Below are 25,044 nucleotides of genomic sequence, written 5' to 3' on the forward strand. Positions count from 1 at the left end.
CGTTTTGTGCCCTAGAGTGTTGCGCTGACCGGTGTTATCCCGGCCACCCCGGCAGCCCGGTCGAAGCTCGAGCAAACTTGTGCGCCAACGGATTCAACCCGTGGCCCACGGAATTATCTGGCACACAGTGCCGACGAAGGGACTCCATGCGCAAGTCGGTGGCGCGTCGCGCCGCGGTCAAAGCTGCCATCATCGGCTCGACCGTTCTCCTGACTCCACTGTTCGGCGCGACACCGGCGACGGCCGCGCCCGCGCCGGAACAGCTCGGAGCGGGGGACCTTCCGGCGGAACTGGTCCAAGCACTGTCCCGCGATCTGAATATGACCCCGACCGAATATCTGGATCGCGCCGCCCGGGCCCAGCAGCTGCAGAACTATGCCTCGGAATTCCGCACCGAGCGTCCCGATGTCTTCGCCGGCGCCTGGATGACCCCGGAGGGTAAACCCACCGTCGCCGTGACCTCGCCGGATGCGGCCAAGGTCGCCAGCGCCGACGGATACACGACCCGCCTTTCGCCCTTCTCGGCGGCCGCGCTGGAAACCTCGCTGACGCAGCTGAATCAATGGGTGGCCGCCCAGCCTCGCGATATCTCGCAGCTGATCAATTCGATCGCCATCGATTTCCTCAACAGCCAGCTGGTCGTGAACGTCGCGAATACGCCACTGGCGCATGTGCTCAACCTGCCGACCCTCATCGCCAATATCAAAGTCATCCTTTCCCCGGAGGGCGGCGGCCCGGTCGAGCACCGGCCGATGGGCGGCGATACCTATATCAGCGCGCCCGGTCCACTCGACGATTCCGAACTGCGCAGCGTGGACGTCTGCTCGTTCGGCTTCAACAGCGTCGATTCCGCGGGAAACGCACTGAATATCAGTGCCGGACACTGCAATCCCAATCTCGACAAGGGTGACGAACGCGCGGCCGTGTACGGCCCGAATATCCGCAACATCCCGGCCAGCCCGCAGCTCGGCACTTTCGTGCACTCCGAACTCGGCGGACCCAGCACCCTGGACTATTCGGTCATCCAGCTGAACGAGCGGGCGGTCGGCGCGGGGATGGATCAGCCCTCGGTGCGCGGTGCCAACGGCACCACCCTGAGCATCACCGGCACCGCGGACCCGGTGGTCGGCGCACCGGTCTGCAAGTCCGGACAATCGTCCACCTTCACCTGTGGCTTCGTGGTCGCCGACCGGGTCGAGACCCAGCTGTTCACCACCGAGGGCGACGCGAAGGTCGTCCGCGGCTTCGCCAGCTCCGCCTGCACCCTGGGCGGTGACAGCGGCGGCGCGATCGTCACCGGCACCCTGGCGCTCGGTATCACCAGCGGCTCCAACGCCGCCGACGCACCGGATTGCGAAAAGGCCAATATCGCCCTCGCCCAGTACGGCGGCACCGCTACGCTGGGTATTCCGATCCGCGGCATCCTGTCGCACGCCGACGCGGCGGCCGGTGGCGGCGTGGGCAGCGGTATCAGCGTACGAACCAGGCCGATCGCAGGCTGAGCCCGATATAGTCTCTGCATGCTCATGCCACGCATAGGTAAACGAAGGTCGGCGCCGACCAGAACTCGACTGCAGCGCGCCGCGGTCGCCGCCTCGGCGGCCGTGCTGCTGCTCGGCCCGACCGCGGTCTCCTCGGCCGCCCCCGATCCAGGAATCGGCCTCCCGGCCGACCTGGTGGCGGCGTTGAATCGGGATCTGCACATCTCTCCCGAGCAGTACTTGGCGCGCGCCGATACCGCGCAGCAGGTGGCGGCCTTCGCCACCACCGCCCAGCGCCAGTTCCCGCAGGTGTTCGGCGGCGCCTGGCTCGACGAACAGGGACACGGTGTGGTGGCGCTGGCCCCCGGCCCCGGTGCCGACGAAGCCCGCAGCGCGGCCGAATCGACCGGATTCGTGGTCCGCAACGTCGCCAAGAGCGAATCGACGCTGCGGGGCGAGAAGAGCGCGTTCGAACGCTGGCTCGACGGCCAGCCCGACGCGGTGTCCGCGCTGGTGCGCGGTGTCGTGATCGATACGGTCAACAACAGCATCGCGGTGCGGGTCGACAAAGCCGGACTGCCGATGCCGAACTTCATCGATCCGGCCCGGGTCATCGTCATGGCCCCGCCGATCGCCGCCGAGACACTCCCCCAGGCGACCGCGATCGCCGAGGACGGCGGCACCCCGGTCGGCGGCGGCGCCGGATTCGCCTCGATCGCCGGTGACAGCTCGCTGCGCTGCTCGTTCGGCTTCAACGGGATCGGCCCGGCCGGAAATACCGTGAACATCACCGCCGGACACTGCAACCCCGACCTGAACAACGTCGGCGCCGCCACCGTGCACGAATCGCTCGGCGGCAACAAGGTGGGCCCGAAGCTCGCCACCTTCCAGAAGTCGGTGCTCGGCGCCCAGGACTACTCGATCCTCGGTATCGAGGACGGCGCCGCGAGCCGCTTCCAGAACAACATCGTCACTGTGCCCGGCGCCGCACCGGTCGCCGTCGACGGTGTGGCCACCCCGGTTGTCGGCGCCCCCGTCTGCAAATCCGGTTCCCGGACCGGGTTCAGCTGCGGCGTGGTCAACGCCGTGGACCAGACCGTCCAGGTCGGTGACCGTCAGCTCACCCAGAGCTTCTCCGCCAATATCTGCGCCCTCCCCGGCGACAGCGGCGGGCCGATCGTGACCGGACGCCAGGCCCTGGGCATTTCCAGCGCCTCCTCGGTGGCCGACTACCCGATCTGCGAGATCCCCAACTTGCTGGGCGTGCTCACGGGTAATGCCCCGCAGCTGTTCGCGCAGCCGGTGAGCGTGGTGCTCTCCGACAATCCGGGACTCCGCATCCGCACGAGCTAGTGGTCCGTCCCGCCGCCGCTCCGAGCGGGCGCGGCGGGCGTGACATCGGCGCCGCGCCTCGTGCGCGACTCGCACCGAGCATCGAGCAACGAAAGGGCCGGCAGCATTACGCTGCCGGCCCTTTCGCCTGTCCCGAACTTCCCGCTGCCACGTCGGCCGACCGACCCCGGCGGCGCATAGTCGGCACTATCGCCGATACGGGGGCGTCTGCTCCTTCCCGCCCTCGTGCGATCCCCAACGCCACAGCCGCTTCCCGCACCGACACCCCGGAATCGACCAACCGGGCCAGCTGCTCACCGAACCGAGCCGCATCCTCCGAAAACGACACGATCGCCGCAACCTCTCGAATCAAGAGTGTTGCGACGATCGCGTGAACCCGCCGAGGAGGCGGGGCCTTTGTTGTTGTACGAGAGCCGATGGAGGCTTACTTCGGCGCCTCGACTGGAGCTTCCACCGGGGCTTCGGCCGAAGCCGGCGCAGGGCCCTCCCCACCGTTCGCCCATTTGGTGCTGCCGGCCGGCGCCTGGATCGTATTGATCAGCTCGATACCTGCGGCGACCAGTGTCGGACCACCGACAGCGATGGTGCCGAGGATCCCGCCTACGCCGGCGCCCGTCACCAAACCGGGAATGCAACCCGCGACGAGCGTCGCCACACAGCCGATGGCGGCACCGATGGCGGTGCCGACAAAACCACCGATCGCAGTGGCGATACCGAAATTGCTCGCGAACTCGCCCTGGGCCTGCTGGTTCTCCGCCGGTGAGGCAATCGCCTTCACCGCAACGGGCTGGCTCGTGTCCAGGCCGGCGGGCTTCTCCGGAGTGATCTCCAGAACAGCGCCGTCCTTTTTGACCTCGGACTTCACCGGAATCTCGGTGCCGGCGATGCTGAACGCGAGCGGCCAGGTGATAACCGGGTTGCCGGCCTTGTCCTTGATCTCGACGACCTTCTGGACGTCTTTCTTACCGTCGTCCGCGATGGGGTCTCCAGCCGCCTCCCCCGCGACCGGCTCTTCGTGCGGAGCGTTCGGCTCCTGCTCGGAGATTTCCTTCTCGACGATGGAGAAGGTTCCGCCGTTGATCGTCGCGACCACTGTCTTTTCCAACAGCTGAACGGCATAGTTGACGGTTTCCTGCGGCGCCGCCACCGGTTCCGCATGAGCCGTGCCGAAGCCCATGGCGAGTGAGCCACTGACCAGTGCTGCGACCACGGCGGATCTCGGGAGTGTCATCCATTTCCAATCGAATGTCCGGCGTCACATCTCAATGCGAGGGGTCGTTGTAGAGCTGACCCGGAAATCCTCCCCGAGCGTTATGAGATGTCACGCAACCTGATAGATCGGGCTGAGCGTAGTCGAATGCACTGGCAAAAGGCGAGATTCGTTTCCCAGGCGTAAGAAACCGGCCGGGTAAGTATGGCCTTATCACCACCGCGCGCAGGGGGCCCTTTACGGTGTTAATCAGCCCTTATGGGTTATGGACAGCCAACTCAATAACGTGATGTTGATCACGCCGCGATCCACACGGAAAAGCCCAGGCAGATGCGCCACCGGGCTGCCGCAGATCGTACAGTGGACACCACTAGTTACTGGTGGGTAACTTACTGGCGGTTACGATACGAGCCGGACGGGTACTGCTCAGTTCCCCGTACCTCGTGTTGCCTCGAAAGAAAGGTCGCGACATGAATGCCCTGACAGTGACGCTGGGCACTTTGGGAGCGGCGCTCAGCCTGCTGTGTTGGGCGTCGTTCTTCGGCGGCGTCCGCAATATCGTGCGCGCCATCATGGTCGGCCAGCCCGCACCCGAGCGCTGGCAGCCGTTCTTCCCACGCCTCAAGCAGATGCTGGTCGAGTTCATCGCACACACCCGGATGAACAAATTCCGCACCGTCGGCTGGGCGCACTGGCTGGTGATGGTCGGCTTCCTGGGCGGCTTCATCCTGTTCTTCGAGGCATACGGCCAGACCTTCGATCCGGAGTTCCACTGGCCGATCATCGGCGATCTCGCGGTGTACCACCTGTGGGACGAGATCCTGGGCATCGGCACCGTGATCGGCATCGTCACGCTCATCGTGATCCGGCAGCTCAACCACCCGCGGGTACCGGATCGCCTGTCCCGCTTCAGCGGATCCGCGTTCGCGCCCGCCTACGTCATCGAGAGCATCGTGCTCGTCGAAGGCCTCGGCATGGTCTTCGTCAAGGCCGGAAAGATCGCGACCTACGGGCACGCGAACATGACGACCGATTTCTTCACCATGCAGGTCGCGAAACTGCTGCCCGCGAGCCCGGTTCTGGTCTCCGGCTTCGCCTTCGTCAAATTGATGTCGGGCAGCCTGTTCCTGTACCTGGTCGGCCGCAACCTCAACTGGGGCGTGGCCTGGCACCGGTTCTCGGCCTTCTTCAACATCTACTTCAAACGCGAGGACGACGGCGGGGTCGCGCTCGGCGCCGCCAAGCCGATGATGTCCAAGGGCCGCGCCCTGGATATGGAGAACGTCGACCCCGATACCGACACCCTGGGCGCCGGCCGGATCGAGGACTTCTCCTGGAAGGGCTGGCTCGACTTCACCACCTGCACCGAATGCGGACGCTGCCAGTCGCAATGCCCGGCATGGAACACCGGTAAGCCGCTGTCGCCGAAACTGCTGATCATGTCGCTGCGCGACCACGGTTATGCCAAAGCCCCGTATCTGCTGGCCGGTGGTCGCACCGATATGGGCGGCGACGAGATCGGCCTCGTGGACGCCGAGGGCAACGCGGACGAGAAGAAGCTCGCCGCAATACCCGCGGCCGCCCGTGACGAAGCCACCCGGCCGCTGGTCGGCGAGGCCGAGGTCCGCGGCATCATCGATCCCGAAGTGCTGTGGTCGTGCACCACCTGCGGCGCATGCGTCGAACAGTGCCCGGTGGATATCGAACACGTCGACCACATCATCGATATGCGCCGCTACCAGGTGCTGATCGAATCGGATTTCCCGTCGGAGCTCGCGGGTCTGTTCAAGAATCTGGAGAACAAGGGCAACCCCTGGGGCCAGAACGCCAAGGACCGGCTCAACTGGATCAACGAGGTCGACTTCGATATCCCCGTCTTCGGCCAGGACGCCGACAGCTTCGACGGATACGAATACCTGTTCTGGGTGGGTTGCGCCGGCGCCTACGAGGATCGCGCCAAGAAGACCACCAAAGCTGTCGCCGAACTCCTGGCGACCGCGGGCGTGAAGTTCATGGTGCTGGGCCAGGAGGAGACCTGCACCGGCGATTCGGCCCGCCGCGCGGGCAACGAGTTCCTTTTCCAGCAGCTCGCCGTGCAGAACATCGAACTGCTGAACTCGGTGTTCGAGGGCGTCGAGCAGAACAAGAAGAAGATCGTCGTCACCTGCGCGCACTGCTTCAACGCACTCAACAACGAGTACCCGCAGGTCGGCGGGACATACGAGGTCGTACACCACACTCAGCTGCTGAACCGGCTGGTGCGCGGCAAACAGCTCGTTCCGGTCGCCCCGGTCGCGCAGAACGTCACCTACCACGACCCCTGCTACCTGGGCCGGCACAACAAGGTCTACAACGCGCCGCGCGAACTGATGGCGGCCTCCGGGTCGACTCTGGTGGAAATGCCCCGGCACGGTGAGCGGTCCATGTGCTGTGGCGCCGGCGGCGCCCGGATGTGGATGGAAGAGCAGCTGGGCAAGCGGATCAATATCGACCGGGTGGACGAGGCGCTGAGCACCTCTCCGGCCAAGATAGCCACCGGCTGCCCGTTCTGCCGGGTCATGCTCACCGACGGCGTCACCGCGCGCCAGGAGTCCGGGCAGGGCGAGGGCGTCGAGGTCGTGGATGTCGCGCAGCTGATGCTGGACTCGATCGAGCGGGTGGAACCGGCGACGCTGACCGCGAACCTCACGGTCATCCAGGAACCCAAGGCCGAGCCGGAGCCCGAACCCGAGCCCGAACCCGAACCGGTCGCCGAAGCGGCGCCCGCGGCCGAGAAGGCGGCGCCGAAGGGCGGCGGCCTGGCCATGAAGGGGCCGGCGAAGGCTCCCGGCAAGGGTCTCGGGATGAAGGGCGCCGCCAAAGCACCGGGCGCGAAAGCTCCGGCCGCTGCAGGCGATACCGAGGACGAAGCCGCGGCCCCGGCCGCGAAGGGCCTCGGGATGAAGGGCGCTGCCAAGGCGCCCGGCGGCAAAGGCCTGGCCATGAAAGGCGCGGCCAAGGCGCCCGGAGCAAAGGCCGAATCGGCCCCGGCCGCCGAAGAGACCGAGGCTCCCGCCGCTCCGCCCGTGAAGGGTCTGGGCATGAAAGGCGCGGCGAAAGCACCCGGCGGCAAGGGTCTCGCTATGAAGGGCGCGGCGAAAGCACCGGGCGCCAAAGCACCCGACGCCGAGGCACCCGCCGAACCTGTCGCGCAGGCCGAACCGGCCGGCGAAGCCGTGGCGGAATCCACCGCGAGCTCGGCCCCGACCGAAACCAAGCCCACGGTCGCGGCCAAGGGTCTGGCGATGAAGTCCGGGTTCAAACGTCCGGGAGCCAAGGCTCCGGGCGCGAAGACCGCGGCTCCCGCACCGGCGTCCGGCCCGACTCCGGCCGAATCCACGGCTCCGGCCGAATCGGCTCCGGCCGAATCGGCTCCGGCCGAAGCTGAGCAGACAGGCACCGCCGCCGCACCGGCCGAGAGCAAGCCGTCGAAACCCGCCAAGGGTCTGGCGATGAAGTCCGGGTTCAAACGTCCGGGAGTCAAGGCTGCGGGCGCGACGTCCGCGGCTCCGGCACCGGAACCGGAAGCCACGCCGGCCCCGGCCGAACCGGCCTCCGAGGTCACGGCCGAACCGGCTCCCCAAGCCACCGCCGAGGCTCCCGAAGCCGACGGTAACGGCACCTCGGGGAACGGAGCCGATGCGACGCCCCCGCAGGCCAAACCGGGAGCACTGGGCTTCAAGTCCGGCGCCAAGGCGCCCGGGCGCAAAGGCTGACCAGCACATCGAAGGAACAGCAGGGCCCGGCGGAAATTCGCCGGGCCCTGCTGCGTTCGGTCATCGCAACCGTCGCCGCTGACACACCGGTTGCGCGGGCGAGATCGGCGTCGCGGTTTCCCAGACGACCAGGCGCCGGATCAGTCTCGGAGCGCGGCTCTCGACTCTTGGCCCGTTTGTCCGTGCAGCCCGAATTCGAGCAGGTCGAAGATGGCGTCCAGGGCCGCGCGAGGGTCGGGCTCCTCGCTGACGAACTGCGGGATCTCCAAGACATAGCGCGCGACCGCGCGGGCGGTGAGGTCGTGGGGCTCGCGGCCGAGTTCGGCGGCGAGGGCTTCGGCCAGCGGCGCTTCGCAGCGGATCCACAGTTTGCGTGAGTAGTCGCGCAGCGCCGGGGTTTTCACGATCAGTTCGGTGCGCCTGCGCATCTCCGGGGTGGGATCGGCGAGAAAAGGCCCGCGGCCGGACATGAATTCACGCAGCGCGGCCAGCACCGACTGCCCGGCACGGCGTTCCCGAACCGCCGCCAGCAGGCTTTCCCGGCGCTCGACGCCGTCGTCGAACATGAGGGCCTCTTTGCCGTCGGGGACGTGTTTGAACACCGTCGGCACGGAGATATCGACCTCCTCGGCGATCTCCTTGACGCTGACCCGGTCGTAGCCCTTGTCCAGGAACAGCCGCTGCGCGGCGTCGGCCAGGGCCCGGCGAGTCTGCGCGTTCTTGCGTTGCCTGCGTCCGGGTGGCTCAACGGTCATGCCTCGACCATACCAGATGACTTAACTCACTAAATATCTTAAGTCAGTTGCTATTTTTAGTGGATTGCGTTTTCCTGGACGGGTCAGCGAATCGACCGAGCTTCACCAAGGGGTGATCGATATGAATTCGAACGGCAACGAGACAACATCCGTCCTGATCGTCGGCGGCAGCCTGGTCGGCCTGTCCGCCGCGGTTTTCCTGGCCTGGCAGGGGGTGCCGGTGGTGGTCGTCGACAAGCACGACGGCAGCTCACTGCATCCGCGGGCCATCGGCTTCACCACCCGGACGGTCGAGCACTTCCGGCAGACCGGGATCGAGGTACCGGCATCGTCGCAGGGTATGAAGCCGCCGCGGCGGGCCCGGGTGGAGAGCCTGACCGGCGCACGGCTCGAGGAGTATCCGTGGACACCCGGCAACCACGGCGCGTACGGCGCCGAGGAATCGCCGGTGCACGCGGTCGCCATCACCCAGGATCGACTCGAACCCATCCTGCGTGAGCGTGCTCGCGACCTGGGCGCACAACTGCGACCGGGTACCGAACTGCTCGGCCTGGACAGTGACGACCACGGCGTGACAGCCACGCTGCGCCGCCGCGCGGACGGCCACGAATACCGGCTGCGCGCCCAGTACGTGGTGGCGGCGGACGGCGCGACCAGCCCGCTGCGGGAGGCGATGGGCATCGGCCGCCACGGGGCGGGAGCGTTGTCGGTGCAGCGCAGCATCCTGTTCCGGGCGCCGCTGGACGAATACCTGCGCGACGGCGTCGTCCAGTTCGAGATCGAACAGCCCGACCTCCGGGCATTTCTCACCACCTACTCCGACGGCCGGTGGGTGCTCATGCTCGGCGACGATGTCGAACGCGACGCCGACGAGCAGATCCGGGTGGTGCGGCGGGCGATCGGCCGCACCGATATCCCGATCGAGTTGATCACCACCGGCCGCTGGGAGCTGGCGGCCCTGATCGCCGACCGTTTTTCGGACGGGCGAGTGTTCCTGGCCGGCGACGCCGCCCACCAATTACCTCCCAATCGGGGCGGTTTCGGCGCCAATACCGGTATAGACGACGCGCACAACCTGGCCTGGAAACTGGCGGCGGTACTCGCCGGGAAAGCGGAGCCACGCCTGCTGGACACCTACGATGCCGAACGTCGGCCGATCGCCGACCTGCGACACGACCAGCTCTTCGCCCGCGCCGACTACAAGGCGTACCTGCGGACCCCCGAGTCGGCGGCACCGATCCTCGACGACACCGCCGTCGAACTCGGCCAGCTCTATCGGTCGGCCGCGGTGCTGGGCGCGGACGATCAGCTACCACCTGCCCGGCGACCCCGCGAATGGGCCGGCCAGCCCGGCACCCGGGCCCCACATCTATGGGTCGTGGCCGGCGACGAACAATTCTCGACGTTGGATCTGTTCGGGCGCGACTGGGTGCTGCTCTCGGAGGATGAGCTCTGGTCCGCCGCCGCGGCGCACACCGTCGAACAGCTCGGCGCCTCCGTCACCTTCGTTCATGTCGGAACCGAGATGAAACCAGTGGAAGCCGGGACCTTCCGGACCGCCTACGGCGTGGAGGCCGGTGGGGCCACCCTGATACGGCCGGATGGATACATCGCATGGCGGACCGTCACCACCCCGGCGGACCCCGCCGGCGCCCTGACCACCGCGCTCGCCACCCTCGCGGTACCGACCGGGGCCGCCACGGCAGCGGCCGCGCCCGTCGGCTGAACCGGGCGGTGACCGATCAGCGCAATGCCGCGCCGTATACGCGTTCGACCGCCAGCTTCATCAGCACCCGGCGGTCGGACACCATCACGGCCCGGTATTCGTCCCAGTCCGGATGTTCTCCGGCGGCCGCGCGGTAATAGTCCACCAGCGCCTCCACTTCGGGGCCGTGCGGATCGGCGCCCGGACCGGTGAGGGTGACCGAGCCCTCCGCGGTCGCCCAGGCCCAACCGTCGGGCCGGGTGACCTCCAGCGCCGCCCGCGGGTCACGCCGCAGGTTCACGGTCTTGGCGCGACCTTCGGTCATCGAGACATAGATGATCTCGGCGGCCCGGTCGTAGTAGGGGGTCACCGGTGACAGCTGCGGTAGGCCGTCCGATTTGATGGTGGCCAGGACGCCGAGGCGGCTCTCACTGAGCAGGGTGCGCGGATCGAACTGCGTACTCGTCATAACCGGTCCAAGTCGGCAGGGCGGGAGGGTATTCCGGGCGCACGCGTCCGGTCCCGGAAAATTCGCTGGCGTGAGAACCCGGGCACCGGTGCAATGGTCCCGTGCTCGACGACGTAGAAGTGGCCTCGTTCATCGATAACGGATACATCCACATCGCGGAGGCGTTCCCGCGTGCACTCGCCGACGAGTGCCGCGCGCTCGTCTGGCGCGATCTGGACGCCTCGCCCGACGACCCGGACAGCTGGCCCACGCCGGCCGCTTTCCGGCCCGATTACCTGGACGAACCCTTCGTATCCGCCGCGGCGACCCCGCGCCTGCACGCGGCCTACGACGCCCTCGTGGGGTCCGGGCGCTGGGCGCCGCGGCGCAGCCTCGGCAGTTTCGTGATCCGCTTCCCGGGCCGGGAGACCGCCACACTCGACGGCTGGCACGTCGACGCGAGTTTCCCGGGCCCGGAATCGGCGCCGACCGACTATCTGAGCTGGCGAGTGAATGTCCACTCGCAGGGTCGAGCTCTGCTCATGCTCTTCCTTTTCTCCGACACCGGCGAGTCGGACGCCCCGACCCGGCTCCGCGTGGGTTCGCACAAAGCGGTGGCCCGGTTGCTCGAACCGGAAGGCGATGCCGGTCTCGACGCCCGCGAACTCGCCGCACGGGTCGAAACGGCCACCGCCGACTTCCCCACTGCCTGCGCCACCGGCAAGGCGGGCGACGTCTACCTCTGCCACCCGTTCCTGGTCCACGCGGGTCAGCCCAATCGTGGCGTCCACCCCAGATTCCTCGCCCAGCCGCCGCTGCACCCGGCACAGCCACTACGTATCAGCGGGCCTGGTCCGTTCTCGGCGATCGAGACGGCGATCCGTTCCGCGATCGAGTGATCGCGTGCTTCCGACCGAGTGGTTACAGGCCTGACCAGACATACGATGGTGGCATGTCCCTGCCGCACACCGAACGGCCCGAGCTCCCGGAGTACATGACATGGGAGGAACTCGAACAGCTACCCGAAGAGATCGCTGAGCAGATCGAGCTGTGGGACGGTCGCGTGGTGTGGCTACGCCGGGGTCCCAGCGAGCATCAAGCGTTCACCCGTCGTATGACCAATGCCTTCGAACGGTGTGCCCGCAAAACTATGTCGGAGCGGCCGGAACATTGCTGGCGCGTCGAAGCGGAGACCAATGTCTTCCTCGGGACCAGCGGCAAATCGAATTTCCTGACACCGGACTTCCTGGTCTTCCGCTGCCTCGAAACCCCGTTCCAGGATATTCGCGCCACCGGCGCCCTCCTCGTCGGTGAAGTGCTCTCACCGTCGAACACGCAAACGGATATGGAAGCGAAGAAGGGCCGCTACGCCAGCGCTGGAATTCCTTGGTACTGGGAGGTGACCCTGGCGCAAGCGAAGAGCGCGATCGCAACTATACGGGCGTATGCACTGGAAACAGGGCACGGGCGGCTACCGGAGGGCGTGCATCCGTTGCGCACCGCGAATTATATTCTCGCCGGGGAGTGGACCTCGGCAGACGAGGACGGCATCGGAATCGGTTTTCCCTTCCCGATCCATATTCCATGGACGGAGCTGGAGTACTGAACCAACCGGACCGCGCAGCGATCCCCTCTCGAGGGTCACCGCGCGGCTCGGTGGAATGATCCACACCCACTCGGCACGGTGTGAGTGGGAGACGGATCCGATCAGGATTTCGTCGACGCGATATAGCGCGCGAGATGATCGGAGCTGGAACCGAATTCGTATTCTATGGCGGTGAGGCGCTTGAAATAGTGGCCGATGGCCAATTCCTCGGTCATTCCCATCGCACCGTGCAGCTGGACCGAATTCTGGCCGATGAACCGGGTGGCCCGGCCGATCGTCACCTTGGCGGCCGATACCGCGCGGGCCCGCTCGGCGGGCTCGGCTTCGACGGCGTAGGCAGCCAGGTACGCGGCGGCGATGCTCTGCTCGAGTTCGATCAACATATCGACCATCCGGTGTTGCAACGCCTGGAAGCTGCTGATCGGAACGCCGAACTGCTGCCGTTGCTCGGTGTATTCGACGGTGTCGTCGAGGACTTTGCGCATGAGGCCGACAGCTTCGGAGGTGACCGCGGCGATCGCCTCGTCGATGGTGGCGTCGATGGCGGGCCACGCCTGCCCCTCGGCGCCCAGCAGCGCGCTCGCCGGAATCCGGATATCGGCGAAAGTGAGGTCGGCGGCGACGCGGTCGTCGATGGTGCGGTATTGGTGCACCTCGACTCCGGCGGGCGGAGCGGCCGGATCGAATTCCAACAGGAACAGCGAGATCCCGTCCTGATCGCGGCGCTCACCGGAGGTGCGGGCGGAGACGATCAGATGGGTCGCGACGGGCACGCCGGTCACCACGATCTTGGTGCCGTCGAGCACCCAGTCGTCGCCGTCGCGGCGGGCGGTCGTGGAAACATCGTGGCGCACTTCGCCGGACTGCGGTTCGAGCGCGGCGAAGGCCAGCCGGACGCTACCGGCCGCGATCCCCTTCAACAATTCCGCGGCCCGCTCGCCGCCCGAACGGCGCAGCAGGCCGCCGCCGATCACCACGGTGTCGACATAGGGTTCCACGACCAGGGCACGGCCCAGTTCCTCGGCGATGATCATGCCCTCGATCGGGCCGCCGCCCGAACCACCGAACTCCTCCGGCAGGGTCACACCCAGCACATCCAGTTCGGCCAGCCCGCGCCAGATCTCGGGCTGCCAGCCGGGCCCGGATTTGACCGCGGTCCGGCTCTTGGCCAGGTCGTATCGGGCGGCGAGAAAACCGGAGACCGCATCGCGCAGCATCTGCTGTTCGTCGGTGAAGGTGAAGTCCATCAGAGCCCCAATGCTGCCTTGGCGAGGATATTTCGCTGGATTTCGTTACTGCCCGCGTAGATCGACCCGGCGCGGTCGTTGAAATAGCGCAGCGGCGCGACGGCCTGCCAGTCGGCGCCGCTGAGGTAGCCGTCGGCCGGCGGGGTGTATTCGGCGATCGGGCCGCCGGGCGCGGTGGCGTGCGGCTGATAGATCCGGCCGCGCGGCCCGGCCGCGGTGAGCGCCAGCTCGGTTAGCTGCTGGCTGAGCTCGGTGGACAGGATCTTCAGCATGGACGAGGAGGTGCCCAGATCCTTGCCCTGGGCCATGGCGGCCAGGGTCCGGAACTCCAGCACTTCCAGCACCTCGGTACGGATCCGCGCGTCGGCCAGCTGCGCCGCGAAATGCGGGTCCGCGCTGAGCGGGTTGCCGTCCCGGCCGGGCTGATCGGCCGCGGCGGTGGCGATGTTCTGCGCCATGGCCTGCAGCGCCGGGGCCATCGCACCGCCGCCGCGTTCGTGGACCAGCAGGTATTTCGCGACCGTCCAGCCGTCGTCGATCTGCCCGAGCACATTGCTCTTGGGGACTCGCACATTGTCGAAGAAGATCTGGTTCTGGATCTGTTCGCCCGAGCTCATGACCAGCGGCCGGATCTCGATACCGGGCGCGGTCATATCCATCAGCAGGAAGGTGATCCCCTGCTGCTTCCGGCCCTCCCGGGAAGTGCGGACCAGCATGAAGATCCAGTTGGCCTCGGTGGCGTGGGTGGTCCAGATCTTGCTGCCGGAGCAGACGAAATCATCGCCGTCGGAGACCGCGGACATAGTGAGCGCGGCCAGATCGGAACCCGCTTCGGGCTCGGAATACCCCTGGCAGAAGAAGACCTCGCCGGTCAGGATCCTGGGCAGGAAATAGTTCTTCTGCTCGTCGGTGCCGAAGGCGACCAGCGCCGGTGCGACCATCCGGATACCCATCGGCGATAGCGCGGGGGCACCGGCGAGGGTGAGTTCCCGGCTGAAGATGTAGTGCTGGGTGAGCGACCAGTCGCAGCCGCCGTACTCGACGGGCCAGTGCGGCGCCGCCCAGCCCCGCTCGTGCAGGACGCGCTGCCATTCCAGGCTGGCTTCGTGATCGGAGTAGACACTGGTCATCAGCCGGCCCGCGGTGCTCACCTCGGGCGTCAGCTTCTCGGCCAGGAACGCTCGTACCTCGTCTCGGAAGGCCCTGTCGGCCTCCGACCAGTCGTAATCCATACACGCTCCCGAAGGCTTCATGCGTCGTCGCAGCAGCTCCGGCGATTACCGGCGCTGATGCGAATGTATCCAGGTCACCGCTGTCCAGTCAAACTGAAGGCACATGCCATCATAACTGACCCACTCACCTGTTCCACTCCCCGGAATGTCAGCAACCACAGCCCGGGTCACGAGGGCCCGGCGCAGGCGGCGCAAAGCAACACAGTCGGGCCCCGACCCGCCGCGCCGCAGGCGACGCAATCCAAGACAGTTCTGGAGCGACAGCGCGAAGGAGCGCAGCGGCGCGGTCGCGTGCCCTCGGCGGCCCATGGACAGCGACCATCGAGCACTCGAGGCGTTGCGGGTCCACCCAGGCCAACCAAGCGCACATCCTGCGCATACCTTCCGTCTACTCCGAATGGACGGCATTCATGGTCGGGGCCCGCCCCGGTTCTGGAGCGACGGAGTGAAGGAGCGCAGCGACTGAGCGTAGGAGTGAGCGTAGGAGTGAGCGTAGGAGTGAGCGTAGGAGTGAGCGTAGGAGTGAGCGTAGGAGTGAAGAACCGGGGTTGACGAGGGCCCCGACCCGCGCCGCCGCAGGCGGGGCAATCAAACACAGTCGGGGCCCGCCCCGGTTCTGGAGCGACCAGAGGGAGGGAGCGCAGCGACCGACCGGCGGGAGTGAAGAACCGGGGTTGACGAGGGCCCCGACCCGCCCCGCCGCAGGCGGGGCAATCAAACACAGTCCTCGAAAATCGCTTTCGCGTACCCGACGGATTGGTAGACGTAGTCGTAGGCCCAGCGCGCCACCGACAGCCGCGGCCGGGTGTCGGTGAACAGCATCTCCCCGTCCCAGCACTTCCCGATGACGAACCGCGCGCGAGAGATGTGCGGGGTGAAGGTGATGACGATGACCCGCTCCCACCCGTGTGCTCGCGCCTGGTCGGCCAGATAGCGTCCTTCGCCTCGGGTGGTCCGGGGAGACGGGTCGAAGCACACCACCTCGAAGCTGTACCCACCGTGACAGATCCGGTTGACCAGCGGACTGTCCTCATAGGGATTCGAGATCAGCACCCGGGGGGCGTATCCCGCCCCGGCCAGCCGCAACCCCAGCTCTTCGCGACCGTCATGGGCTCCGCCGAGCACCAGGATCGCATCGGCCGGAGCGGGTTCTTCCCGTTGCGGACGTACGTAAACGGGCCACAGCGCGAGGATCAGCGCGACGACAGAGGCCACCCCCGCGGCGAGGACGAGTCTGCGGCGCACTGCCGCGATACTAATGGTCGCGGTTCATCCACAGACCGCGCACGGCCGAAGAGTCGGGGAGGTACGCGGCGAGCGCACCGCCGCAGCGAACGCGAAGGTACACACACAGCGCACCGCCGCAGCGAACGCGGAGGTACGCACACAGCGCACGGCCGGAGCGAACGCGGAGGTACGCACACAGCGCACGGCCGGAGCGAACGCGGAGGTACGCACACAGCGCACGGCCGGAGCGAATGCGGAGGTACGCCCGGGTGCGAACCGGATCCGCGCAGGTCGGCGAGCGGTGTCGTCCGATATACATCTGCTGTTGCCCGGTACCTCGCCTCGGTTTTCTGATGCGTGCACCGGCGAGGATTACCTATCGATCATGCGATGCACAGTCTTCGGAACCGGGTACCTGGGGGCCACGCACGCAGCGTGTATGGCCGAGCTCGGACACGATGTGATCGGAGTCGATATCGACCCGGGCAAGGTCGCGAAACTCTCCGACGGTGTCACTCCTTTCTATGAACCGGGCCTCGAGGCGGTGCTGCGCCGCAATCTCGACTCCGGCCGGCTCCGGTTCACCACTTCCTACGCGGAGGCCGCCGACCACGCCGACGTCCACTTCCTCGGCGTCGGCACACCCCAGAAGAAGGGTGAGTACGCCGCGGATCTCAAATATGTGCACGCCGTGGTGGACACGCTGGCCCCGCTCGTCGCCCGGCCGTCGGTGATCATCGGCAAATCCACCGTTCCGGTGGGCACCGCCGCCGACCTCGGGCGCCGCGCCCGCGCGCTGAGCCCGGTGGATATCGAGGTGGCGTGGAACCCCGAATTCCTGCGGGAGGGCTTCGCGGTCACCGATACCCTGCGACCGGACCGGCTGGTACTCGGCGTGGACGGACAGCGGGAGCGGTCGTCGTGGGTGCGCGAGGTCGTCGAGGAGCTCTACGCCGAGCTGCTCGCCGCCGAGGTCCCGTTCCTGCTCACCGATCTCGCGACCGCCGAACTGGTCAAGGTGTCGGCCAACGCGTTCCTGGCGACCAAGATCTCGTTCATCAACGCGGTTTCGGAGGTCTGCGAGGCTACGGGCGCGGACGTCACCGTATTGGCCGATGCGCTGGGCTATGACGCCCGGATCGGCCGCCGCTTCCTCAACGCCGGACTGGGTTTCGGCGGGGGCTGCCTGCCCAAGGACATCCGGGCCTTCATGGCGCGGGCCGGTGAGCTCGGAGCCGACCACGCGCTGGCGTTTCTCCGGGAAGTCGACAACATCAATATGCGCCGACGCACGAAATTGGTGGATATGACGGCCCGGGCCTGCGGCGGTTCGCTGTTGGGCGCGAATGTCGCGGTGCTCGGCGCGGCCTTCAAACCCGAATCCGACGACGTCCGTGATTCACCCGCGCTGAACGTGGCGGGCATGATCCAGTTGCACGGCGCGGTGGTCACCGTCTACGACCCGAAAGCGCTGGAGAACTCGCGACGGGTTTTCCCCACTTTGAACTACGCGACCTCGGTGGTGGAGGCTTGCGAACGTGCCGATGTGGTGCTGGTGCTCACTGAATGGAACGAGTTCGTGCGGCTGCGACCGCAGGATCTGGACGGTGTGGTGCGGACCCGATCCGTCATCGACGGCCGCAACTGTCTCGATCGGGCCGCCTGGCGCTCGGCGGGATGGGTGTACGCGGGGCTGGGCACCCCGTAGAGTCGTGGGGCCGGTCGGCCCACAACAGCGGTGTTCACCGCCCACAACAACGGGACCGGGCGGTACTGTCGAAAGAGTCAGCTGGTTCGGGGGATGAGAGCCGTCACCATCGACCGGGCGACGCTCGCATATCGTGAAGCGGGAAGTACGGATGGGCTGCCGATGAGTTCAGCACTGGGAGTGTCGGTGGGGGCCGGCGCGATCCGCTTGGCGCGCCCACCGGCGGGTGGGGCGCCCGGTCCGGATTCGTTCGAATTGCGGACCTTTGTGGTCCCGCCGGAGACGCCGAGCGCCGAGCGCGCCGCGCTCTCGGTCGCCGCGGCCCTGAACTCCGATCCCGATATCGTCCGGACGGTCCTGGCCTGCCGGGACGAACAGCAGGCCGGGGCACTGCACACCGCGCTGGCCGAACAGGGACTGCGCGCCTACGAGGTGGTCCCCGATCTGGACGCGACGCTCGAATTCGCCGTGGCCTCCGGCGCCCTGCAGGGGGTCACCACACTCGGCGTCTACGATCTGGGCGCGTCCGGCCTGTCGATCACGATCCTGGACGTCGCCACCGGGAACATTCTGCACACCGAACGCACTGGTGATATCAGCGGCGAATACTTCGATTCGCTCATCCGGGAACAGCAGATCAACTCCGGCCGGATCGCCCACCCGCCCGATCCGGCCGGTCTGGCTCGGCTGGACGCGCTGTGCCGCTCGGCCAAGGAGCGGCTGTCGTCCACCTCCGCTGTCGCCCTGCCCAGCGACTACGGGCCGGTGCTGCTCACCCAGGAGAATTTCACCGCGCTGATCGGCCGGGCCGTCGAATCCTCGGTGCGGGCGACCCATCAGGTCATCGGCCGTTCGAGCCGGGAGGTGCAGGCGCTGCTCGCGGTGGGCGGCGGCGTACGCATCCCGCTGGTCAGCCGGACGCTGCGCGAAGTTCTGGAGATGCCGGTTCTGGTTCCCCCGGAACCCGAGGCGGCGACAGCTCGCGGCGCCGCGCTGCTGGCGCGGCGGCCGTCGGTGACATCTCCGGCGCCACCGGCCCCGGCCATCGTGACCGAATCTCCGCAGTCGCCGGCCCAGTTCGGAACTCCCACCAGCACACCGGACACCGAGGTTTCGCCCACTGTGGTCGCGGCAGCGGCTCCGACCGTCTCGCGTCCGGACATACCGGTCCCGCAAACGGGGATCTTCGGCCCGCCGGCCGGTACCGCCGCCGGTCTTCCGCCCGCGCCGATGCCGCAGCCCGGTCTCGTCACGGCACGGCCCGGTGCCGACACGTACGCGGGTAGCGCGGCACCGGCCGCGAGCTCCGCCGGTCCGCGGCCGGCGGGTTCGGCGGTACCGCAGCTCTCGGAAGAAGAGGATCCGCCGACGATCGCGCTACGGATTCCGCAGAAGCTGCTGCCCCGGCGCTCTTTCGGTGAACCACCGCACCGCCCGCACCGGGAACTCGGTGCCGCGGCAGTCGCGGTGAGCGCACTGGTTGTGGTGGCCGCCATCGGGATCGGACTCGGCTACGGGCAGCACATGTTCCGCCAGGAGTCGACCACAGTCGAGGGCACGACGCAGCCGCAGAGCAGTCCGGCGACAGCCCCGACTGCTCGTCCCGGGATAGCGGGCGCCTCGATCACCACTCAGCCGGAGCACGAGTCATTGGCCGAACCCCCGCCGGTTGCGGCGCCCCAGGAGACCGAGGCGCCGACAACCACCAGCGGCCCGAACACTTTCCAGGTACCGGGCCTGCCGCCGATCGTCGTACCGACCATCCCGCCGCTCCCCTTCCCGCCGCCCCGGCGCTGATCGGAGGTCGGAAGTGCCGATCGGGCCGCCGCCGGAGACCGGGTGGGCCGATGGAGACCGCGGCCGCTGTCAGCCTTCGCCGTAACCCTGCCGGGCCGGGCCCGGACGCGGCGGCGGCCGGCGGGCCTGTCGTTGCTCGCCGGACCACGGCCGCTGGGTATCCGGTCGCTGCGGGCCGGGTTGCGGTGCCCCGGGATCCGGTGCCCCCGGATAGCGCGAGGCGGGCCGCGGCGGCCTGCCCCGGCCACCGGGCGGCTCCGGCGACTCACCCGTGCGCGGGCCCCCGCGCTGGTCACCGGGGCCCGACCGCGGAATCCGTGGCTGTTCACCGGTCGTCGGCCACGGCTGATAGTCGCGCCCGGAACGTTTCTGTCGCGTGGATTCACCGCCGCCCGTCTCCGAGCGCGCGACCTTGCGATGCGTACCCGTATCCGCGCGCCGCCCCGCTCCGGCGCGGCGGGTACGAGCGGGCGCGCCACCTGAGTTCGTGTTGCCGAAAGGCCGGGCCAGCAGGACCGCGATCCCGGTGGTCAGCGGCACCGACAGCGCCAGGCAGATACCGCCGACCGCCGACCGCGCGATCTCGATCGCGACCGCGTCCCCCACCAGCACATCGTGGATGGGCCGTCCGGCCACGCTGAACAGCAGCAACAGCGGCAGCGCGCCGCCGGCGTAGGCGAGCACGAGGGTGTACACGGTACTGGCGATATGGTCGCGTCCGACGCGCATGGCCGCGGCGAAGATCTCTCTCCGCGTGGCCTTCTTGTCGAGTTCGGCCAGTTCGAACGCCGCCGAGGCCTGGGTGATGGTCACATCGTTGAGGACGCCGAGCGAACCGATGATGAACCCGGCCAGCAGCAGGCCGGTGATGCTCACGTGCTCGATATAGGTCGCGACATTGGTGTTCTGTTCTTCGGACAGTCCGGTGAGGGTGGTCGCCTCGATGGTCATCCAGGACAGGACAGCCGCGATGACCATCGAGGTGAGCGTGCCCAGCAGCGCGGAACTGGTGCGCAGGTTCACCCCGTGCGCCAGATAGAGCACCGAGTACAGAATCAGTGCTCCGGCGACCAATGCCACCGGTATCGCCGGTTTTCCGTCCAGTAGCGCCGGCAGCAGGAACATCACCAGTACCGCGAACGCGAACACCAGGCCGAGCAGCGCGCGCACACCGCGCCACCGGGCGACCACGATGATCACCACTACGAAGGCGAGCACGATCAGACTCAGCGGCAGTCCGCGCGAGTAGTCGTCGAAGGAGTACAGCGGGGTGCCGTCCGGCGCCTCCTGCCGCACGATCCGCAGGTCGTCACCCGCGGCGAGATCGGGTTGCCCAGGGCCCGGCGCGATTTCGAGCAGGGTGTGTTTGCCCTCGTGCGGGCCGGATTCGATGGCGATGAGGCTGCGCTGGCAGTCGTAGGCCTGCATCGTGGGCGGTTGGGGGTCGCCGTCGAAGACTCGGCCGATGGAGGCACTTCCGCAGGCTCCGATGTCCTGGCGGATCACCTTTCCGGCTTCGGTGACCACTGCGGAACCGTCCGCGTTCTGCATGGGCACCGGGATCTCGACCTGTTGCCGGTCGGGCCAGAGGGCGATCGTGGCGATGACGACGACTATTCCGATGACGACCAGCAACCCGACTACGACGCGTGCCGCGGGCGCACTGATGGCGATCGGCCTGGAGTGGTCGTGATGGTGATGGTGGTCGCTCACCCAGGTGAGCCTAGAGGATTCACCAACTGGCCACTTCACCGACAGATGGGCCCTACGCTGCGATTTCGCTGGTTTTTCCGAGAATATCGGGAAGGGGCGGCGGAGAGCAGGGGGATGTCTCCGCCGCCCGCAGGCAGGCGCCCAGGGGGGTAGGCGGCCTTACCCGAGGACCAGGTTGCCCAGGGGGGGTAGACAACCTGGTCGGGCACTTGAAGTGCCGAGGACCACTGTACACACACGATCCTCTTTTGTGCCAGTAGGTTCAGAAAATTGGGATTAATCCGGATAGAGGGTCTGTTTCAGCCCATAGTTACCCGCCCCGCTACTGGCGATAGCTCGCGAGGAAATTGCCGAAACGCTCTATGGCAACAGCCAGATCGCGGGCCCAGGGCAGGGTCACGATGCGCAGATGATCATGATCGGGCCAGTTGAAACCGGTGCCCTGCACCATCAGGATCTTCTCCTGGAGGAGCAGATCCTGAACCAGTTTCTCGTCGTCGTGGATCTGGTGTACTTCGGGGTCCAGCCTAGGGAACGCATACAGTGCGCCTTTGGGTTTCACACACGACACGCCGGGAATCGCGTTCAAACGCTCCCAGGCGATATCGCGCTGCTCCAGCAGACGTCCGCCGGGCAGGATCAGGTCCTCGATGCTCTGATAGCCGCCGAGCGCCACCTGAATGGCATGCTGCGCAGGCACATTCGGGCACAACCGCGACGACGCGAGGAGATCGATTCCCTCCAGGAACCCGGCCGCGTGCTCCTTCGGCCCCGTGATCGCCAGCCACCCGGACCGGTAGCCGGCCACCCGGTACGCCTTGGACAGGCCGTTGAAGGTCAGGCACAGCAGATCGGGCGCCAACGTCGCAAGGGAGATGTGCTTGGCGTCGTCGTAGAGGATCTTGTCGTAGATCTCGTCCGCCAGCAGCAGCAACTGATGCTTGCGCGCCAGGTCCACCAGTTGCTGGAGGACCTCCGCCGAGTACACGGCACCGGTCGGATTGTTGGGGTTGATCACCAGCAGCGCCTTGGTGCGATCGGTGATCTTCGATTCGATATCGGCGATATCGGGCTGCCAGCCGACGGTCTCGTCGCACAGATAGTGCACCGGGGTTCCGCCGGCCAGGCTGGTCATCGCCGTCCACAGCGGATAGTCGGGGGCCGGGATCAGCACCTCGTCCCCGTTGTCCAGCAGCGCCTGCATGGTGATGGTGATCAACTCGGAGACGCCGTTGCCGAGATAGACGTGTTCGACGTCCAGTTCCGGGAACCCCGGCACCAGCTCGTACCGGGTGACGATCGCCCGCCGCGCGGGCAGTATGCCCTTGGACTCGGAATAGCCCTGCGCGTTCGGCAGGGCGGCGATCATGTCCCGCATGATCACATCGGGCGCCTCGAACCCGAACGGCGCGGGATTGCCGATATTGAGTTTCAGGATCCGGTGCCCCTCGGACTCGAGCCGGGCCGCGTGTGCGTGTACCGGTCCACGGATCTCGTAGACGACATTCTGCAGCTTCTTGGACTGCTCCAGAATCCGGGGCGCGGGGTGCGAATGGCCAGTACTCACCCGGTCCATGGTGCCACCAGGTGCAAGCGGATATCCGCCCCGCCCCGGCCCGGTGCAGGACCGTTACCGCTGACCGGCGGCACGGGACAGCCAGGTAGGGCGGTCGCCGTGATACCCGGGAACCATCGCGTGGCGCCACCGGCGACCTGTCCCTACCCTCCCCGTAACGGACGGGCTACCCGCTACCCGGCGGCAGGCCGCGGGTCGCGGTCGATCCGCAGAACTCCTCGATCCGCTCGTCCAGCGCCCGCGCCTCGCTGACCCCGCGGAAGGCGGGGGCACAGATCCGGCGGCGCAAATTGGTGAGCCGTTCCTCCAGCTGCGCGATGCGCTTGTCCTCGTCGAGCGCGAGCACCGGCAGCAGGGCCGCCTCGGCCCCGTCGAGGCTGCCGTTGATCAGGTGCGCGGCGGCCGAGTCGACGCGGGCCAGGGCCTCGGCCCCATAGGAGCGCTGGCGCGCCGGGCCGGTGCGGTACAGCTCGATCGTTCGTTCGGTGGCCGCCAGCGCCGGTTCGGCCAGACCGAGGTGAATATAGGTCGCGCCCGCGTAATAGCTGGCCTTGGCATCGGAGAACCCGAACACTCCGCCCACCTCGTCGTGCAGACTGTCCAGGCCCGCGCCGTCGCTCGCCTCGGCGGCGGCCCGGATACACCGCTCGGTATCGGCGGCGCTACCGATCTTCGACCAGATCCTGGCCTCGATATTGTGCAGGCGCACCGCGGCCGTGGGCGTATCCGCGTAATGCTGCCCGTTCTGTGCCAGTTGCAGCGCGCGGTGCGGACGTTCGGACCAGTATTCGATCAGGGCGTGCATACCCCGGGCCCACGCCCGTAACCCGTTGTGCCCGCTTATTTCCGCATATGCCCAGGAGGCGCGGATCTGCTCCCCGGCGGCGTCGAGATACCCCAGATCGGTGCTCGCGTTGGCGAGCAGCCCCGACAACGACCCCGCCAGCAGATATAGATGGCTGGTGTCCGACGGCCGCTGATGACCTTCGAGCAGCCGGTACACCCGACGCCGCACCCGCAGCATCTCCACCATCATCGGCATCGGCGGCGTGTGCACGTAGTCGTTGGCGATCCGGGTGACATCGGCGTCGAGCTGATCCAATGTGCTCGGACCGATATTCGTACCTTCGGCCCGACCGGCGTGATCACTCGCCTCGTGCGCTGCCGCCATGATGAGATCCTTCTCCGAAATCGCCGCGAGCCCCGTCCCACGGGCCGCACCGGTATCGATGAGGGCCAGGAGTTCGGCGTCATTGGAATAGCCGCTGGGCGCCGTGAACCGGCCGGCGTCCCCGAGCGGGCCGGAAACGGGCTCGGGGGCGGTCAATGCCGCGAACCGGGACCGTTCGACATCGTCGGATCTGGCCAGACAGGTGTCGAGGGCAGCCTGATTGACAGGACGCGGATGAACCCGGTCGCCCCCGGCCTCCCATTTGGATACCAGTCGTTCGTGCACACCCAGATGTGCCGCGAACTCCCGGATACTCATCCGCTTGGCCTCGCGAAGCGCCCGGGCCTCCCTTCCAGACCACTGGCCGACCACGTTGTCACCCTTTCCGAACGATTTCCTTTTCCAGGGTACGAGCCGAATGTGACTGCAACCACAGGTAAATCCGCCACCACGGCCAATGGCAGCGCAAGGGCAGTGGAATGTGGGCGTGTAGGCGTTTCCGACGCGCCGATCCGGGCGCGATCCTGGAAAGACAGGCCGGCGAGGCCGGCACCAGCCGTGGCTCGGTACGCCAGGGAGGCTCGGCAGCAGGAGGCAAGGGGATTCACCGTGAACGTGGAAAAGCTCAGAACGGTCGACGACTGGGCCGCTTATTATCGCCACGAATTCGGGTTACCGGCCACCGAACGCGGCGGATTCGTGATGCTGCCGATCACGAGCAGGGCCAGTGTCATCCATCTACCCACCCAGCGGGCCAGGGCGGTGCGGGATCTCCTGGACTCACACGAGATCCGGGTTCCCATGCTGGCCAGGCAGATTCGCTGGAGCTTTCTCACCTACCCGGACCGCCGCACGGACCCGGAGGTGGTCGAGATGCTGCAGCGGATCGATATCGATATACCCGGTATCGGCAGCGCCGTGATGCTGCCCACCGGCATGGGACGCTGGAACCGCGAGGGATGCAATTGGGTCGTACCGCCGGAACGCGACGGGCTGCTGCCGCCGCTGTCCTCCGTGATCAACGCCGCGCTCCTGGTCGGCGACGACCGGGAATGACCGG

17 protein-coding genes and 1 pseudogene are annotated in these 25,044 nt (G+C 67.3%); 9 read left to right on the plus strand and 9 right to left on the minus strand.

The window, feature by feature from the left end; translation table 11 throughout:
- The first annotated feature begins 146 nt into the window (after nt 1-146).
- Together OG804_RS21405 and OG804_RS21410 are read left to right on the plus strand one after the other, a co-directional pair.
- Nucleotides 147-1,502, plus strand: a complete 1,356-nt coding sequence (locus OG804_RS21405) for a S1 family peptidase (RefSeq protein ID WP_328389210.1) — start codon at nt 147-149, stop codon at nt 1,500-1,502.
- 18 nt (nt 1,503-1,520) lie between these two features.
- On the plus strand, nt 1,521-2,834 hold the full coding sequence (locus tag OG804_RS21410; protein WP_442941591.1) for a S1 family peptidase: 1,314 nt from the start codon (nt 1,521-1,523) through the stop codon (nt 2,832-2,834).
- Nucleotides 2,835-3,258: 424 nt separating this feature from the next.
- On the opposite strand, the gene OG804_RS21415 is transcribed toward OG804_RS21410, so the two are convergent.
- Entirely contained in the window at nt 3,259-4,044 is a 786-nt protein-coding gene (locus OG804_RS21415; RefSeq protein WP_328389212.1) for a hypothetical protein, read from the minus strand.
- Between the two features lie 470 nt (nt 4,045-4,514).
- Between OG804_RS21415 and OG804_RS21420 the strand changes: the two genes are divergently transcribed.
- Nucleotides 4,515-7,799 carry a heterodisulfide reductase-related iron-sulfur binding cluster gene (locus tag OG804_RS21420; RefSeq protein ID WP_328389214.1) on the plus strand — a complete coding sequence of 1,095 codons (3,285 nt, stop codon included), beginning with the start codon at nt 4,515-4,517 and terminating at the stop codon, nt 7,797-7,799.
- A gap of 140 nt (nt 7,800-7,939) precedes the next feature.
- Here OG804_RS21420 and OG804_RS21425 read toward each other — a convergent pair whose 3' ends face one another.
- Complete coding sequence (locus OG804_RS21425) at nt 7,940-8,554, minus strand: TetR/AcrR family transcriptional regulator (protein ID WP_328389216.1); 615 nt, start codon at nt 8,552-8,554, stop codon at nt 7,940-7,942.
- 121 nt (nt 8,555-8,675) lie between these two features.
- On the opposite strand from OG804_RS21425, the gene OG804_RS21430 reads away from it, so the two are divergent.
- The gene (locus OG804_RS21430; protein WP_328389218.1) at nt 8,676-10,280 is read left to right on the plus strand and encodes an FAD-dependent monooxygenase; all 1,605 of its coding nucleotides are present in this window, start codon (nt 8,676-8,678) and stop codon (nt 10,278-10,280) included.
- Between the two features lie 16 nt (nt 10,281-10,296).
- Here the strand turns inward: OG804_RS21430 and OG804_RS21435 are convergent, their stop codons facing one another.
- Nucleotides 10,297-10,728 carry a PPOX class F420-dependent oxidoreductase gene (locus OG804_RS21435; protein ID WP_328389220.1) on the minus strand — a complete coding sequence of 144 codons (432 nt, stop codon included), beginning with the start codon at nt 10,726-10,728 and terminating at the stop codon, nt 10,297-10,299.
- Nucleotides 10,729-10,829: 101 nt separating this feature from the next.
- Here OG804_RS21435 and OG804_RS21440 point away from each other — a divergent pair, with 101 nt between their 5' ends.
- The gene (locus OG804_RS21440) at nt 10,830-11,606 is read left to right on the plus strand and encodes a phytanoyl-CoA dioxygenase family protein (protein WP_328389222.1); all 777 of its coding nucleotides are present in this window, start codon (nt 10,830-10,832) and stop codon (nt 11,604-11,606) included.
- A gap of 53 nt (nt 11,607-11,659) precedes the next feature.
- Nucleotides 11,660-12,313: a Uma2 family endonuclease gene (locus OG804_RS21445; protein ID WP_328389224.1), complete on the plus strand. Its 654-nt coding sequence runs from the start codon at nt 11,660-11,662 to the stop codon at nt 12,311-12,313.
- A gap of 101 nt (nt 12,314-12,414) precedes the next feature.
- Here the strand turns inward: OG804_RS21445 and OG804_RS21450 are convergent, their stop codons facing one another.
- The 3 genes from OG804_RS21450 to OG804_RS21460 form a co-directional block, all read right to left on the minus strand.
- The gene (locus OG804_RS21450) at nt 12,415-13,560 is read right to left on the minus strand and encodes an acyl-CoA dehydrogenase family protein (protein WP_328389226.1); all 1,146 of its coding nucleotides are present in this window, start codon (nt 13,558-13,560) and stop codon (nt 12,415-12,417) included.
- Complete coding sequence (locus OG804_RS21455; protein WP_328389228.1) at nt 13,560-14,792, minus strand: acyl-CoA dehydrogenase family protein; 1,233 nt, start codon at nt 14,790-14,792, stop codon at nt 13,560-13,562. Before OG804_RS21455 ends, OG804_RS21450 begins: the two co-directional genes overlap by 1 nt.
- 714 nt (nt 14,793-15,506) lie before the next feature.
- Nucleotides 15,507-16,037 (minus strand): YdcF family protein, encoded by a 531-nt coding sequence (locus OG804_RS21460; RefSeq protein WP_328389230.1) that lies wholly within the window; start codon nt 16,035-16,037, stop codon nt 15,507-15,509.
- A gap of 367 nt (nt 16,038-16,404) precedes the next feature.
- On the opposite strand from OG804_RS21460, the gene OG804_RS21465 reads away from it, so the two are divergent.
- A complete protein-coding gene (locus OG804_RS21465; RefSeq protein ID WP_328389232.1) occupies nt 16,405-17,727 on the plus strand; it encodes a UDP-glucose dehydrogenase family protein in 1,323 nt (440 codons plus the stop codon).
- A 162-nt stretch (nt 17,728-17,889) separates the two neighbouring features.
- Nucleotides 17,890-19,524 (plus strand): Hsp70 family protein, encoded by a 1,635-nt coding sequence (locus OG804_RS21470; protein ID WP_328389234.1) that lies wholly within the window; start codon nt 17,890-17,892, stop codon nt 19,522-19,524.
- Between the two features lie 444 nt (nt 19,525-19,968).
- Here the strand turns inward: OG804_RS21470 and OG804_RS21475 are convergent.
- From OG804_RS21475 to OG804_RS21485, 3 genes and pseudogenes are all read right to left on the minus strand, one after another.
- Nucleotides 19,969-21,237, minus strand: a pseudogene (locus tag OG804_RS21475) (YibE/F family protein); the annotation flags it as partial.
- A 322-nt stretch (nt 21,238-21,559) separates the two neighbouring features.
- The gene (locus OG804_RS21480; protein ID WP_442941592.1) at nt 21,560-22,813 is read right to left on the minus strand and encodes a pyridoxal phosphate-dependent aminotransferase; all 1,254 of its coding nucleotides are present in this window, start codon (nt 22,811-22,813) and stop codon (nt 21,560-21,562) included.
- A 166-nt stretch (nt 22,814-22,979) separates the two neighbouring features.
- Complete coding sequence (locus OG804_RS21485) at nt 22,980-24,302, minus strand: helix-turn-helix domain-containing protein (RefSeq protein ID WP_442941593.1); 1,323 nt, start codon at nt 24,300-24,302, stop codon at nt 22,980-22,982.
- Between the two features lie 291 nt (nt 24,303-24,593).
- On the opposite strand from OG804_RS21485, the gene OG804_RS21490 reads away from it, so the two are divergent.
- Nucleotides 24,594-25,040 carry a hypothetical protein gene (locus OG804_RS21490; protein ID WP_328389240.1) on the plus strand — a complete coding sequence of 149 codons (447 nt, stop codon included), beginning with the start codon at nt 24,594-24,596 and terminating at the stop codon, nt 25,038-25,040.
- The last annotated feature ends 4 nt before the right edge of the window (nt 25,041-25,044 follow it).

The organism is Nocardia sp. NBC_00416 (genome assembly GCF_036032445.1).
GTDB lineage: Bacteria > Actinomycetota > Actinomycetes > Mycobacteriales > Mycobacteriaceae > Nocardia.